Source organism: Pedobacter aquae, from assembly GCF_008195825.1.
GTDB lineage: Bacteria > Bacteroidota > Bacteroidia > Sphingobacteriales > Sphingobacteriaceae > Pseudopedobacter > Pseudopedobacter aquae.
This window is the reverse complement of record NZ_CP043329.1, coordinates 61,213-76,703: the sequence shown is the minus strand read 5'-3', so window position 1 is coordinate 76,703 and position 15,491 is coordinate 61,213. Positions and strand designations below refer to the sequence as shown.

The following is a 15,491-nucleotide window of genomic DNA, read 5'->3' as shown; positions in this document are numbered from 1 at the left end:
AAATCGTAAATACAGCTCAAGTGAATAAAAAATTAGATCTTCTAAACAATAAAAAGCTGAAGCGCTAAACGGTGGAGGCCAAGATAGAATTGCTGCACAGCATAAAAAAGGCAAATTAACAGCCAGAGAAAGACTTCATTTCTTACTAGATGAAAACTCTTTTGAAGAAATAGGCATGATGGTTACCCACCGTTCTTCTGATTTTGGGATGGATAAAGAGCAATACCTTGGCGATGGTGTGGTAACAGGTTATGGGACTATCAGCAATCGCTTGGTTTATGTATACGCTCAGGATTTTACGGTATTTGGTGGCTCTTTATCAGAAACACATGCCGAGAAAATCTGTAGAATTATGGATTTAGCGATGCAAAACGGAGCTCCAGTTATTGGCTTAAACGACTCTGGAGGAGCGAGGATACAAGAAGGGGTAGTTTCTTTAGGCGGCTATGCCGATATTTTTTATAGGAATACTTTAGCTTCCGGTGTCATTCCGCAATTATCTGCCATAATGGGGCCTTGTGCGGGCGGGGCGGTGTACTCTCCGGCCATTACAGATTTTATTTTCATGGTAGAAAACACCTCTTATATGTTTGTAACTGGCCCCAATGTGGTAAAAACAGTCACCCATGAAGAGGTAAGCTCAGAAGAATTAGGTGGCGCACTTACGCATGCAACAAAATCTGGCGTTACACATTTTGCTTGTACAAATGAAATTGAGGTTATCAATCATCTCAAAAAAGTTCTTTCTTACCTTCCTCAAAACTGCGAGGAGCCTGCACCATCTTTAAATTATCAGGCTGGAGACGAAAGAAGAGAAAAACTCAATACGGTACTTCCAGAAAACATCAATCAACCTTATGATATCAGAAGCGTTATAGAAGAGGTGATAGATGAGCAGTCTTTTTTAGAAGTTCATAAAGAATATGCAGAAAATATTGTTGTTGGCTTTGGCAGACTTGCAGGAAAAAGTATAGGTATCATTGCTAATCAGCCAGCATTTCTTGCGGGCGTTTTAGATATCAACTCATCAAAAAAAGCGGCTCGTTTTGTTCGCTTCTGCGATTGTTTTAATATTCCGCTTTTGGTTTTTGAAGATGTCCCTGGCTTTTTACCCGGTACAGACCAAGAATGGAATGCCATCATCACCAATGGTGCTAAATTATTGTTTGCTTTTAGCGAGGCTACCGTTCCGCGTATTACCCTTATTGTAAGAAAAGCTTATGGTGGTGCTTACGATGTGATGAACTCTAAACATATTGGTGCAGATATGAATTTTGCTTGGCCTAGTGCAGAAATTGCGGTTATGGGTGCAAAAGGGGCGGCAGAAATTATCTTTAAAAAGGAAATCAGTACGGCAGAAAACCCTCAAGAAAAATGGTTAGAGAAAGAAAAAGAATATTCTGATTTGTTTGCCAACCCTTACCGAGCCGCAGAAAGAGGTTTTATTGATGAGGTAATAGAGCCCGCTGAAACCAGAACAAAACTGATGAAAGCTTTTAAAATGTTAGAAAACAAAGTGGTGCAAAAGCCACGTAAAAAACACGGTAATATTCCACTATAAATTAATTAAAACTTGTAGATATTTTAAGCTAAAACTTATGACACCAAATTTTACCATAGAACAAATTACCCCAGAACTTACTTGGGATATCAGACAAAAAGAACTTTATCCGGGCAGCCCTATATCAGACATTAAGCTAAAAGAAGACTATTACGGGCTACATTTTGGCGTTTTCACAGACAATAAACTGGTTGCTATACTATCCGTTTTTGATAAAGGTTCATCTGTACAGTTCAGAAAATTTGCTACATTAAAAGAGTATCAAGGAAAAGGATTTGGGAAAGCATTGATGAACTTTACTATAGATTTAGCTAAAAGCCAAGGCAAGACTTTAATCTGGTGTAATGCAAGATTAAGTGCCATTAGCTTTTATAAACAGTTTGGTTTTACTGAAACTGAGGAAGCCTTTACCAGAAAAGGCATTGATTATATCATCATGGAAAAAAGATTAAACTAATACAAATAAGTAAATACCAATATATTTGCTTTAAACATTTTTATATCAATATGGCTAAGAAAAAAGAGCAGAAGAAAGCAGAAGTAGTAAATAAAAAATCGCTAACATTTTTAGAACAATATATCAACAACCCATCTCCTACAGGTTTTGAGTGGGAAGGACAAAAAATATGGCTAGATTATATCAAACCGTATATAGATGAGCATTATGTAGACAATTATGGCACAGCGGTAGCGGTTATTAATCCTAAAGCAGACTATAAAGTTGTTATTGAAGCTCATGCCGATGAAATTTCTTGGTTTGTAAATTATATCACCAGCGATGGCTTAATCTATGTCATCAGAAATGGTGGTTCAGACCATCAGATAGCGCCTTCTAAAAGGGTAAATATCCATACAGATAAAGGAATAGTAAAAGCTGTTTTCGGATGGCCAGCTATCCACACCCGTCATGGTGGCGAAAAAGAAGAAACGCCTCAATTAAAAAATATTTTTCTTGATTGCGGATGCACTTCAAAAGAAGAGGTAGAAAAACTAGGTATCCATGTGGGTTGTGTAATTACTTATGAAGATGAGTTTATGGTGCTTAACGACCGTTATTATGTTGGGAGAGCATTAGATAACCGCGTAGGTGGTTTCATGATTGCCGAAGTGGCGAGACTTTTACATGAAAACAAAACCAAATTACCTTTTGGGCTTTATATTGTCAATGCTGTTCAAGAAGAAATTGGTTTAAGAGGTGCAGAAATGATAGCTCATAAAATAAAACCCGATGTGGCTATCATTACCGATGTTACCCACGATACCACCACACCTATGATTAGTAAAATAACACAAGGAGATTTATCTTGTGGTAAAGGGCCCGTTATTTCTTACGCTCCGGCGGTACATAACAATCTTAATAAACTGTTAATTGATAGCGCTGTTAAAAACGAAATTCCTTTCCAAAGACAAGCTTCATCTCGCTCTACAGGCACAGATACAGATGCTTTTGCTTATTCTAATGACGGTGTGGTATCAGCTTTAATATCTCTACCGCTAAGATACATGCATACTACCGTAGAAATGGTTCACAAAGAAGATGTAGACAATGTAATTAAACTCATCTATCACTCGTTGTTAAATATTAAGAAGAATCAGGATTTCAGATACATCAAGTAATGAACAGGAGAACCAAAAGAATTTTAACTATAGCCGGGATATACCTTATTCCGGCTTTGTTTGCTTTTAAAGCAGTAGCACAAGACCTTAATGGTTACCAAAAACCGCCTAAAGAAATTACCAGCATCATAGAAAACACGGTAAATAGAAATATCGTGATTAGTGGTAAAGGTAAATTTATGGCTATTTTACAAGAGCCAGGCTATCCTTCTATCAAAGAAATCTCTCAACCTTTATTAAAACTAGCAGGTTTACGTATCAACGCAACAAATAGCAGCAGTAATGGAATTGCTAAATATTCATCCGTTACGCTAAAAAATATTGAATCTGATAAAGAGTTCCCCATTACTAGCCTTCCCAAAGATGCACAAGTTGGTCACTTAGTTTTCTCCCCTACAGAAAACCAGTTGGCATTTGCTGTATTTTTAGATAACGAAGTTCAACTTTGGGTAGCTTCTACCAGCACTGGAGTAGCACAAAGATTAACTAACTTCCCTTTAAATGATACCTATGGAAAGTTGATGGAATGGGCACCAGATGGAACCGCTATCTTAGCTAAATTCATCGTTGACAACCGCAAAGCACTTCCAGAACAAGATTTCACGCCTGATGGCCCAATCATTACGGAAAATTTAGGTGGAAAATCTCCGGCCAGAACTTATCAAGACTTACTCAAAAACCAATACGACGAGCTGCTTTTTGATGACCACCTAACAGCGCAAATAAAAATGGTTTACTTAAATGGGCAAGCTGTAAACTTTAACAGACCCGGAATTTATAGAAACTTTAGCTTTTCGCCAGATGGTAATATGGTGATGGTTTGGACAGTTACTAAACCTTATTCTTATTATGTGCCTGTCAGCAGATTCCCTTACGATGTTGAAATTTTTGACAAATATGGTAAACTCACAAAAAAACTTGCTCAGGTACCTTTAGCAGATAAATTACCTTCTGGCTTTGATGCCGTTATTAAAGGTCCAAGAGAATTTCAATGGAGAGCAGACAAACCTCAAACTTATATTTGGGTAGAAGCGCAAGACCAAGGAGATCCGTCGGAACGGGTTTCTATCAGAGATATCGTATACATGCAAAATTTAATAGGCGATGATAAACCTGTAAAACTAGCTTCTTGCTATTTAAGATTTAATGATATTGTTTGGGGAGATGACCAAATTGCTATCCTTACAGAAAGATGGTGGAAAACCAGAGCCGAACGCCGTGTTTTTATCAAACCAGGTAATCAAAGCTATCGTGTAAACCTTTGGGACAGGTATTATGAAGATGCCTATAGTGACCCAGGACAATTTGTTACAGTTAAAAATGAGTTCAATAAAAATGTTTTATTACTAGAATACAACTCGCTTAAAAGAGTTACAGACCCTAGCAACATTAATATTTTTTCTATATCAGAAGGAGCTTCACCTCAAGGAAACAGACCTTTCTTGTTAAAATTCAATGTTAAAACTAAAGTTACAGATACCCTTTTTAGGTCTAAAGCCCCTTTCTATGAAAGGCCAATTTATTTTGCTAACCAAAGCAAACTCTTAATTAGTAGAGAATCTAACATAGAGCCTACAAATTATTACAGCATAGATTTGAATAGAAGAAACCAAACACAACTTACCTTCTTCCCAAATCCAAATCCCGAGCTTTTTGGAGTGATTAAAAAGCCTATCAGCTATAAAAGAGCAGATGGATTGAATCTTAATGCGGTATTATACCTACCGAAAGATTATCAAACTTCACAAGGAAGACTGCCTGTACTCATGTGGGCTTATCCTCGCGAATTTAAAACAGCAGCAGCAGCAGGCCAAGTTAAAGGTTCTCCTTATCAATTTACGCGTATATCTTGGGCTTCCCCTATCTTTTGGGTAACACAAGGTTTTGCCGTCTTAGATAATGTTGATATGCCTATTGTTGGAGAAAGTAATGACCAGCCAAATGATACTTTTATAGAACAATTGAAAGAAAATGCTCAAGCAGCCATCAATAAAGTAAATGATTTAGGCGTTGGCGACCCTAAAAAGATAGCCGTTGGAGGCCATTCTTACGGAGCATTTATGACCGCTAATTTACTTGCCCATACCAATTTATTTGCCGCCGGTATAGCTAGAAGTGGCGCTTATAATAGAACGCTTACCCCTTTTGGTTTCCAAGCAGAGGAAAGAACTTATTGGGAAAGTCCAGACGTTTATTATAAAATGTCTCCTTTTTCTTATGCCGATAAAATTAAAACGCCAATACTTTTAATCCATGGCGAAGCAGATGATAACTCGGGTACATTTCCTGTACAAAGCGAAAGATTTTACAGCGCATTAAAAGGTCATGGTGCTACAAGTAGGTTTGTTTTATTACCTAATGAGGCGCATAGCTATAGAGCCAAAGAATCTGTACTACATATGTTATGGGAAATGGATAATTGGTTAAAAACTTATGTGAAAAATAAGAAAGATGGCGATAAACAAATCAATAGTTCTTTAAAAAAGTAATTTTCTAAATTTCACAATTTTAGGCAAGAGAATTGCAAGGCTACAGAACATTGAATTTAACATGAACGCTTTAAAGAAGTTTATCTTTAACATAAAATATTTCTTTAATTTAGAGCAATTTTTAAGCTACCCAAAAACGAATGGGTTAGAACTATTATGTATATGAAAAAACCTACTTTATTAATCTTAGCCGCGGGGATGGCCAGCCGTTATGGCAGTATGAAACAAATTGATGGATTTGGTCCTAATGGAGAAACCATTATTGATTATTCTATTTACGATGCCATAAACGCTGGATTTGGAAAAATATCATTCATCATTCGTGAAGAGTTTGCAGAAAACTTTAAGGCTATTTTTGAACCTAAACTAAAAGGAAAAGTAGAAACAGACTATGTTTTTCAAACTTTTGATTTAAAAAATACGGTATAGATAAAGAAATATACAGAGAAAAACCTTGGGGAACCGGACATGCTATTTTAGAAGCTAAAAATCAAATTCATGAGCCCTTCTGTGTCATTAATGCCGATGATTATTATGGCTTTGAAGCATTTGAAAAAATGGTTCAATTCTTAAATAACGAATCTGCTGAGGATAAATATTGCATGGTTGGTTATAAAATAGGGAATACATTATCTGAAAACGGAGCGGTTTCTAGAGGTGTTTGCCAAACAAATGACAGTGATGAGCTTGCCGCTATTAACGAACGTACAAAAGTATTTCCAGAAAATGGTAAGATTTACTACGAAGAAAACGATGAAAAAGTAGAACTTCCGGCTTCTACGCCTGTTTCTATGAACTTCTGGGGCTTTACTCCTTCTGTATTCCCTATTGCAGAAAAACTTTTCACACAATTTGTTGCTGCAAATGAAGATAAACCAAAAGCAGAATTTTTTATTCCTTTAATTGCAGATCATTTAATCAAATCTAAAGAAGCTTCTTTTAAAGTAATCCCTACAGACGAAAAATGGTTTGGCGTTACTTACAAAGAAGATAAACCTATTGTACAAGAAAGTATAAATAAATTGGTACAAACTGGTGTTTACCCAAGCAAACTTTGGTAAAATAGCTATACAAATAGCATAAAAAAGAGAAGCCTGATTGAAAAATTCAATCAGGCTTCTCTTTTAATCTGTAAACTTATTACTTCTTATCTTCGTCTTTCACTTCCTCGAAGTCTACATCAGTAACATCATCAGCACCAGCTGAAGCATTATCCTGAGGTGCACCTTGTGCTTGTCCCTCTGCTTCGGCTCCTGCTTTATACATATCTTCAGAAGCTGCAGCCCACGCTGTATTTAATTTCTCTGAAGCTGCATCAATATCAGCAAAATTCTTAGCTGCGTAAGCATCTTTAAGTGCTTTTAAAGCATCCTCAATAGCTCCTTTTTTATCAGCAGGAATTTTATCTCCGTATTCTTTCAATTGTTTCTCTGTAGAGAATACTAAAGCATCAGCAGCATTAATCTTATCCGCTTCTTCTTTTGCTTGTTTATCAGATTCAGCATTTCTCTCTGCCTCTTCTTTCATTTTCTTGATTTCATCATCAGATAAACCAGAAGATGCTTCAATTCTTATTTTTTGCTCTTTACCAGTTGCTTTATCTTTAGCACCTACATGTAAAATACCATTAGCATCAATATCAAAAGTTACTTCAACTTGCGGCACTCCTCTTGGCGCTGGTGGAATACCATCTAAATGAAAACGCCCGATAGTTCTGTTATCTTTTGCCATTGGACGCTCGCCCTGTAAGATATGAATCTCCACTGATGGCTGATTGTCTGACGCTGTAGAGAAAGTCTCAGATTTTTTAGTAGGAATGGTTGTATTAGCGTCAATTAATTTTGTCATTACGCCACCCATAGTTTCAATACCTAAAGAAAGCGGAGTAACATCCAATAACAATACATCTTTAACCTCACCAGTTAAAACACCACCTTGAATGGCAGCACCAATAGCTACAACTTCATCAGGGTTAACGCCTTTAGAAGGCGCTTTGCCGAAGAACTTCTCAACCGCTTCTTGTATAGCCGGGATACGTGTAGAACCACCAACTAAGATAATCTCATCAATATCAGAAGTTGATAAACCTGCATTTTTCAAAGCAGATTTACATGGATCTATCGTACGTTTTATCAAATCACCTGCTAATGATTCGAATTTCGCTCTTGATAAATTACGTACCAAGTGCTTTGGTCCACTAGCATCAGCGGTAATATACGGTAAATTTATCTCTGTAGAAGTACCACTAGAAAGCTCAATCTTAGCTTTTTCAGCAGCCTCTTTTAAACGTTGTAAAGCCATCGGATCTTTGGTTAAATCCATTCCGTTCTCAACTTTAAACTCCTCAGATAACCAATCTATAATTACTTGGTCAAAATCATCACCACCTAAATGGGTATCACCATCTGTAGATTTAACTTCAAAAACACCGTCACCTAACTCTAAGATAGAAACGTCATGTGTACCACCACCGCAGTCAAACACAACAATTTTCATATCCTTATTGGTTTTATCTAAACCATAAGCTAGAGCCGCAGCAGTAGGCTCGTTTATAATTCTTCTTACTTTAAGACCTGCAATTTCACCAGCTTCCTTAGTTGCTTGTCTTTGCGCATCGTTAAAATAAGCTGGTACTGTAATAACAGCTTCGGTAACTTCAGTTCCTAAAAAATCCTCTGCAGTTTTCTTCATTTTCTGAAGCGTCATTGCAGAAATTTCCTGAGGCGTATATTTTCTATCATCAATCTCCACTCTCGGCGTATTGTTATCTCCTTTAACAACTTTATAAGGAACACGCCCAACCTCTTTAGTAACTTCATCAAAGCTGTTACCCATAAAACGCTTTACAGAATAAATAGTCTTAGTAGGGTTAGTAATAGCCTGGCGTTTTGCAGGATCACCAACTTTACGCTCACCACCTTCAACAAATGCTACAATTGATGGCGTTGTACGCTTTCCCTCGCTGTTTGCTATAACTACAGGTTCGTTACCCTCCATTACCGCAACACAAGAGTTTGTTGTTCCTAAGTCTATACCAATAATTTTTGACATACTATATAAATTTATTATTTACAAATCTTTAATAAACCAACATTATCAATGCCTATGCCAATAGAATTTTGACAGGATTTTATATCCATAATTTCAAAAGCTATAGATTTTAAAGACAAAATACACACCCTAAGAATGACATGTTGTCAGATTTTATTTTGAAGAGCAATAGCAGTTTTTTATATCATACGCTAGTCCGGCTATCCATTCTTATTGGCTCCGTAAACTGCGCCAATACCATTGCTATCCGGTCTATTTTACGCGGGGTATTGCTAGTATTAGCTTTTCCTAGGTTAACCTTATAAATAAACATGGTCGTAAATATTTCAAAACTCAAAAAAATTAATAAAAAAGTCAACAAAAAAACCCTAGCCAAATGACTAGGGTTTTCTTAATATCTTGTTAAGATAATTATGCTTTTTCTTCTTCAGAAGCTTCATTAGATGCTTCTTCTTGTGCTGGTGCTTCAACAACTTCTTCAGTTGTTTCTGCAACTACAGCAGGTGCTGCAACTTTAGCTTTGCTACCAGAACCTCTTCTACGAGTTGATTTTTTCTCAACTTTAGCTTCAGTACCGTAAACTTCATTAAAGTCTACCAATTCTACAATAGCCATAGAAGCATTATCACCTAAACGATTACCTAATTTAATGATACGAGTGTAACCACCCGGTCTTGATGCAATTTTCTCAGCTACTTCACGGAATAAAGTTGTAACAACTTCTTTGTTTTGTAGCAATTGGAATACTGTACGACGAGAGTGAGTAGTATCATTTTTAGACTTAGTTAAGATAGGCTCTACATAAGTACGTAAAGCTTTTGCTTTTGCTAAGGTTGTAGTAATACGCTTGTGTAAAATAAGCGAAGATGCCATGTTAGATAACATCGCCTTACGGTGACTATCTGTACGACCTAAATGATTAATTTTTTTTCCGTGTCTCATTACTATATTAATTTTCGCATACCGTCAGCTCAAGCCCCTATGGCGAGCCGGGAATTATGCGAGATTTTCGCTTTTATATAATCTTTAAAAGATTATTCTTCGTCTAATTTAAATTTAGACAAGTTCATACCAAAAGATAATCCTTTTGATTTTACTAGTTCTTGAATCTCTGTTAATGATTTCTTACCAAAGTTTCTGAATTTTAACATATCAGCAACATCATAAGAAACCAATTCTGCTAATGAACGAATATCAGCTGCTTTTAAGCAATTTAAAGCTCTTACAGAAAGATCTAAGTCAACCAATTCAGTTTTTAAGATTTTACGCATGTGTAAAACTTCCTCATCAACTTCTTTAGTTTCTTCTTTTGCTTGAGACTCTAATACTAAATTCTCATCAGAGAATAACATAAAGTGCTGAATTAAAATTTTAGCAGCTTCTTTAAGAGCTTCTTCAGGGTGGATAGAACCATCAGTAGAAATATCTAATAACAACTTCTCGTAGTCAGTCTTTTGCTCAACACGATAGTTCTCAATAGTATATTTAACATTTTTGATTGGAGTATAGATTGAATCTATAGCAATAACACCAACTACAGCGTCAGCATTTTTATTCTCCTCAGCAGAAACGTAACCTCTACCTTTATTAATTGTTAATTCAATCTCTAAAGTAACAGAGTCTTCCATGTTGCAAATAACAAAATCAGGGTTTAAAACCTCAAAATTATTAGAGAACTTAGAAATATCTCCAGCTTTGAAACTTTCCTGACCGTTGATGATCACAAAGATTTTTTCTGAATCACCAGACTCGCCTGTTTTCTTAAAACGAACTTGTTTTAAATTTAAGATGATATCTACAACATCTTCTGCCACACCTTTGATGGTAGAAAACTCGTGTGATACACCTGAAAAACGAACTGAGGTAATTGCGTAACCTTCTAATGAAGATAACAGGATTCTTCTTAAAGCGTTACCTATAGTAACACCAAAACCAGGTTCTAACGGACGAAATTCAAACGTACCATCAAAATCTGTAGATTTCTGCATAATTACCTTGTCAGGTTTCTGAAATGCTAAAATTGCCATTTATTTGCCTTATGTTTTATCGTTAATTCTTAGATAAACAACTAATTGCCAACTTCGTTAGAAATTGGCAATTAATCATTTTATCATTATTTAGAGTACAACTCGACGATTAAGTTTTCCTTAATATTTTCAGGAATACTATCACGATCTGGATACTGTAATAATTTACCAGTTAAGGTTTTTGCATCCCACTCTAACCAGTTGTGTTTATTAATAGTACGGCCAGCTACCGAGTTACTAATTGCTTCTAGTGATTTTGACTTCTCACGAACTTCAATAACATCGCCAGCTCTTAAAGTGTAAGAAGGGATATTAACAACTTCACCATTTACCATGATGTGTCTGTGAGAAACTAATTGACGAGCACCTGATCTTGTTGGAGCGATGCCTAAACGATATACCGTATTATCTAAACGAGCTTCTAAAAGCTGTAATAAATTTGTACCAGTAATACCTTCTCTTGAAGATGCTTTTTTGAATAAGTTAGAGAACTGCTTTTCTAATACACCATAAGTGTATTTTACTTTTTGTTTCTCCATTAACTGAACAGCATATTCTGATTGCTTTCCTCTTCTTTTAGAAGCACCATGTTGCCCAGGAGGATAATTTTTTCTTTCTAATGCTTTATCAGGGCCGAAAATTGGCTCTCTGAATTTACGAGCGATTTTGGACTTTGGTCCGGTATATCTTGCCATTTTATTGTGTTTAAAGTATCATCCTAACCAAACGCTAGGAGAATCTTAGCTTTAAAATTTATTAAACTCTTCTTCTTTTAGGAGGACGACATCCATTGTGAGGTAGTGGAGTTATATCTTTTATAGTTGTAACTTCCAAACCTGAGTTTTGTAATGTACGGATTGCAGACTCACGACCTGAACCTGGACCTTTTACAAAAACCTCAACTTTACGTAAACCCAAATCGTGTGCTGCTTTTCCACAATCAATTGCTGCTTGTGACGCTGCATAAGGTGTATTCTTTTTAGAACCTTTAAAACCTTGCTTACCTGCTGAAGACCAAGAAATAGTTTGTCCTTGATTATTTGTAAGAGTAATGATTATGTTATTAAAGGTAGCGTTGATATGTGCTTGACCAACTGGTTCAATAACAACAACACGTTTTTTAGTAACTTTTTTGACTTAGCCATTTTTTACTATCAATTATTATTTAGTAGCCTTTTTCTTATTAGCAACAGTTTTTCTCTTTCCTTTACGAGTACGAGAGTTGTTTTTAGTTCTCTGTCCACGTAATGGTAAGCCTTTTCTGTGACGTAATCCTCTGTAACATCCAATATCCATTAAACGTTTAATGTTTAATTGTACCTCAGAACGTAGTTGTCCTTCAACTTTGATTGATTCTGAAATGATGTTACGGATGGCTGTTAATTCTTCATCGGTCCAATCTTGAACTTTTTATTGAAATCTATTCCAGCTTGAGCCAAAATTGACTGTGCTGTACTTCTACCGATTCCAAAAATATAAGTAAGGCCGATCTCTCCTCTTTTGTTTTTTGGTAAATCTATACCTGCTATCCTTGCCATTTATTATTTGTTGATAGTTTAAAAATTTTCGATTAACCTTGACGTTGCTTGTACTTAGGGTTCTTTTTGTTGATCACGTATAATTTTCCTTTTCTACGGATCACCTTACAATCAGCGCTGCGCTTCTTAATGGATGCTCTAACTTTCATTTTCTTATTTATATCTATAAGTAATTCTACCCTTAGTAAGATCATAAGGAGACATCTCCAGTTTCACTCTATCGCCTGGTAAAATTTTGATGTAGTGCATCCTCATCTTACCAGAAATATGTGCTATGATCTCATGACCGTTCTCTAATTCAACACGAAACATCGCATTTGATAATGCTTCTTTAATTACTCCGTCTTGCTCAATAGAGGATTGTTTAGCCATATAATAATTATTATTTATTTAATTCTACCCACTAAAGCGGGCTGCAAAATTAAATAAAATTTTTTAATATTTAAATTTTATTATTTAAAACTTCTTCAATGTACGTAAAGGACGATAAGACATCTGCTTTGCCCTTTTTAACTGCCACCGTGTGTTCAAAATGAGCTGATGGTTTCTTATCTACAGTTGATACTGTCCATCCATCATCCCAAAATTTAACACCAGCTCTTCCCGCATTTATCATAGGCTCTATTGCTAGAACCATTCCTTCTTCCAACTTTATGCCTACTCCTCTTTTACCGTAATTAGGTACTTCTGGTTTTTCATGTAATCTATGGCCAACGCCATGTCCTACCAACTCTCTTACCACTCCAAAACCATTGCTTTCTGCATGCTCTTGAATAGCATAAGCTAAATCACCTATTCTGTTACCTGCTACAGCTTTTTCTATTCCTTTAAGAAGACATTCTTTGGTTACTCTTAATAATTTTTCAGCCTCCTCATCTATATCACCAATTGCGAAAGTATAGGCAGAGTCACCGTAAAAATTATTCTTAACTACACCACAATCAACAGAAACAATATCTCCTTCTTTAAGAACATACTTTCCAGGAAAGCCATGCACTACCTGATCATTTAAAGAAATACATAGCGAGTAAGGGAATCCATTATAATTTAGAAAAGCTGGTATGCCACCGTTATCTCTAATAAACTCTTCTGCTAAATCATTCAACTTCTGAGTAGTAATTCCTGGACCAATTATCTTAGCAACCTCACCATGGGTTTTAGCTACTAACAAAGAACTCTCCCTAATCATCTCTATCTCTTCTGCTGTCTTTAAAATAACTCTAGGCATGGAATATTAAATAGCAGGACCAGTAGTTGTTGCACCTACAGGATTACGTCCTTTAATTCTACCTGTTTTCATTAATCCATCGTAATGACGCATTAACAAATGACTTTCTACTTGCTGTAAAGTATCTAAAACTACAGCTACTAATATCAATAAAGATGTACCTCCAAAGAAATGTGCAAACTGTGAGTTAACTCCAGCAATAATTGCTATTGAAGGTAAAATTGCTATAATAGCTAAAAATATAGAACCTGGTAAGGTGATTTTGGAAATAACTCCGTCAATATAATCGGACGTTGTTTTTCCTGGTTTTACACCTGGTACAAAACCGCCATTCTTTTTCATATCATCAGACATTTGATTAGGATTAATCGTAATGGCTGTATAAAAGAAAGTGAACAGGATGATTAAAATAGCGAAAGTTAAATTATAAGCTAAAGATGTATAATCACTAAAAGAAGTTAATAAAGAAGATTGAGCTTCTGGAAAAAACTGTCCGATAGTTGAAGGAATAAACATAATTGCTTGAGCAAAAATGATAGGCATAACACCAGCAGCATTAAGCTTCAAAGGGATGTACTGTCTAACACCACCATATTGTTTGTTTCCAACAATCTTTTTAGCGTATTGTACAGGCACTTTTCTAGTTCCTTGAATAATCAATACCGTGAACATCACAACTGCAAATAAGGCAACAAACTCAATAAAGAAAGCAATTAAACCTCCTTGACCATTTTGTCTACTTAAGAACTCTGCTGAAATACCATAAGGAAGCTGGGCAATAATACCCACCATGATTAATAATGAAATACCATTACCAATACCTTTATCCGTTATTTTCTCACCCATCCACATCACAAACATTGTTCCGGCTGTTAATACTACCATAGAGGTAATACTAAAAAGCGGCTCAGCGATAAGTCTGGCATCAGGAGTAATTTGAGATTTAACGTACCCTATAGCTTGTAAAGCAGTGATTACAATAGTCAAATAACGCGTGATTTGATTAATCTTCTTTCTTCCACTTTCACCTTCCTTTTGCAATTTCTGAAAATAAGGAACCGCAATCCCTAATAATTGAATCACGATAGATGCGGAAATATAAGGCATTACCCCTAATGCGAAAATAGAAGCTCTAGAGAAAGAACCTCCTGCAAACATATTAAGTAAACCTAATAAACCTTCTTTGGCCTCACCTGTATCTAAAGACGCAGGATCTACTCCTGGCAATACGATAAATGAACCAATTCTATAAACTAAAAGAATTAAGAGTGTGTATAAAATACGCACTCTTAATTCTTCAATTTTCCAAATATTGGATAAAGTTGTGAACAGCTTCTTCATTAATTATAATTTAACAACAGAACCACCGGCAGCTTCAATTGCTTTTGATGCGGCAGCTGTAAATGCATGTGCTTTTACTTCTAATTTAGCTTTTAATTCGCCTCTACCCAAAATCTTTACCAAATCATTTTTAGATACTAAACCGTGTTCTTTCATTACTTCAAAATCTACTAGAGAAAGATTAAATTTCTCTGTTAAACCTTGTAGAACATCTAGATTGATACCTACATACTCGATACGGTTAGGATTTTTAAATCCAACTTTAGGAACACGACGTTGTAAAGGCATTTGTCCACCTTCAAAACCAACTTTTGAAGAATAGCCAGAACGTGAACCAGCTCCTTTATGACCACGTGTAGATGTTCCTCCACGTCCAGAACCAGTACCACGACCAATTCTTTTTCTATTTTTTACTGAACCTTCTGCAGGTTTTAAATTACTTAAATTCATGGTAATTAAACTTTTTCGATTGCTACCAAATGATTTACTGCTTTAACCATTCCGATGATTGACGGAGTAGCTTCTACCTCAACGCTTTGATTAATTTTAGTTAATCCTAAAGCTTGGATAGTTCTTTTTTGGCGTTCACTTCTATCGATCACGCTCTTAATTTGAGTTATTTTGATCTTAGCCATCGTA

Annotated in this window: 15 protein-coding genes and 2 pseudogenes; 5 read left to right on the top strand and 12 right to left on the bottom strand. The window is 35.8% G+C overall.

The features are described from left to right. Window positions 1–88 precede the first annotated feature (88 nt). The 5 genes and pseudogenes from FYC62_RS00435 (at window position 89) to FYC62_RS00415 (ending at window position 6,728) form a co-directional block, all read left to right on the top strand. Entirely contained in the window at window positions 89–1,561 is a 1,473-nt protein-coding gene (locus FYC62_RS00435) for an acyl-CoA carboxylase subunit beta (RefSeq protein ID WP_149073510.1), read from the top strand. A gap of 37 nt (window positions 1,562–1,598) precedes the next feature. Continuing rightward, on the top strand, window positions 1,599–2,018 hold the full coding sequence (locus FYC62_RS00430; protein WP_081987672.1) for a GNAT family N-acetyltransferase: 420 nt from the start codon (window positions 1,599–1,601) through the stop codon (window positions 2,016–2,018). 50 nt (window positions 2,019–2,068) lie between these two features. Then, window positions 2,069–3,178, top strand: a complete 1,110-nt coding sequence (locus FYC62_RS00425) for a M42 family metallopeptidase (RefSeq protein ID WP_149073509.1) — start codon at window positions 2,069–2,071, stop codon at window positions 3,176–3,178. After that, entirely contained in the window at window positions 3,178–5,667 is a 2,490-nt protein-coding gene (locus tag FYC62_RS00420; RefSeq protein ID WP_149073508.1) for a S9 family peptidase, read from the top strand. The genes FYC62_RS00425 and FYC62_RS00420 overlap by 1 nt, the downstream gene beginning before the upstream one ends. 162 nt (window positions 5,668–5,829) lie before the next feature. Beyond that, a pseudogene (locus tag FYC62_RS00415) lies at window positions 5,830–6,728 on the top strand (nucleotidyltransferase family protein). A gap of 79 nt (window positions 6,729–6,807) precedes the next feature. Here FYC62_RS00415 and dnaK read toward each other — a convergent pair. The 12 genes and pseudogenes from dnaK to rpmD all read right to left on the bottom strand — a co-directional run bounded on the left by dnaK (window position 6,808) and on the right by rpmD (window position 15,487). Beyond that, window positions 6,808–8,718 (bottom strand): molecular chaperone DnaK, encoded by a 1,911-nt coding sequence (gene dnaK, locus FYC62_RS00410; protein ID WP_149073507.1) that lies wholly within the window; start codon window positions 8,716–8,718, stop codon window positions 6,808–6,810. A gap of 411 nt (window positions 8,719–9,129) precedes the next feature. Continuing rightward, entirely contained in the window at window positions 9,130–9,660 is a 531-nt protein-coding gene (rplQ, locus tag FYC62_RS00405; RefSeq protein ID WP_149073506.1) for a 50S ribosomal protein L17, read from the bottom strand. A 92-nt stretch (window positions 9,661–9,752) separates the two neighbouring features. Next, the gene (locus FYC62_RS00400; protein ID WP_026904315.1) at window positions 9,753–10,745 is read right to left on the bottom strand and encodes a DNA-directed RNA polymerase subunit alpha; all 993 of its coding nucleotides are present in this window, start codon (window positions 10,743–10,745) and stop codon (window positions 9,753–9,755) included. Window positions 10,746–10,831: 86 nt separating this feature from the next. After that, complete coding sequence (gene rpsD, locus FYC62_RS00395; protein WP_026904314.1) at window positions 10,832–11,440, bottom strand: 30S ribosomal protein S4; 609 nt, start codon at window positions 11,438–11,440, stop codon at window positions 10,832–10,834. 61 nt (window positions 11,441–11,501) lie between these two features. After that, the gene (gene rpsK / locus FYC62_RS00390) at window positions 11,502–11,849 is read right to left on the bottom strand and encodes a 30S ribosomal protein S11 (RefSeq protein WP_149075811.1); all 348 of its coding nucleotides are present in this window, start codon (window positions 11,847–11,849) and stop codon (window positions 11,502–11,504) included. Window positions 11,850–11,906: 57 nt separating this feature from the next. Beyond that, window positions 11,907–12,283: pseudogene (rpsM, locus tag FYC62_RS00385) on the bottom strand (30S ribosomal protein S13). A 32-nt stretch (window positions 12,284–12,315) separates the two neighbouring features. Beyond that, entirely contained in the window at window positions 12,316–12,432 is a 117-nt protein-coding gene (rpmJ, locus tag FYC62_RS00380; RefSeq protein ID WP_081659260.1) for a 50S ribosomal protein L36, read from the bottom strand. A gap of 4 nt (window positions 12,433–12,436) precedes the next feature. After that, complete coding sequence (gene infA, locus FYC62_RS00375; RefSeq protein WP_013633164.1) at window positions 12,437–12,655, bottom strand: translation initiation factor IF-1; 219 nt, start codon at window positions 12,653–12,655, stop codon at window positions 12,437–12,439. A gap of 70 nt (window positions 12,656–12,725) precedes the next feature. Beyond that, entirely contained in the window at window positions 12,726–13,511 is a 786-nt protein-coding gene (map, locus tag FYC62_RS00370) for a type I methionyl aminopeptidase (protein WP_149073505.1), read from the bottom strand. A gap of 6 nt (window positions 13,512–13,517) precedes the next feature. Beyond that, complete coding sequence (gene secY, locus FYC62_RS00365; RefSeq protein ID WP_039453626.1) at window positions 13,518–14,852, bottom strand: preprotein translocase subunit SecY; 1,335 nt, start codon at window positions 14,850–14,852, stop codon at window positions 13,518–13,520. 3 nt (window positions 14,853–14,855) lie between these two features. Next, complete coding sequence (rplO, locus tag FYC62_RS00360) at window positions 14,856–15,302, bottom strand: 50S ribosomal protein L15 (protein ID WP_039453623.1); 447 nt, start codon at window positions 15,300–15,302, stop codon at window positions 14,856–14,858. Between the two features lie 5 nt (window positions 15,303–15,307). Continuing rightward, the gene (rpmD, locus tag FYC62_RS00355) at window positions 15,308–15,487 is read right to left on the bottom strand and encodes a 50S ribosomal protein L30 (RefSeq protein ID WP_026904308.1); all 180 of its coding nucleotides are present in this window, start codon (window positions 15,485–15,487) and stop codon (window positions 15,308–15,310) included. Window positions 15,488–15,491: the final 4 nt, after the last annotated feature.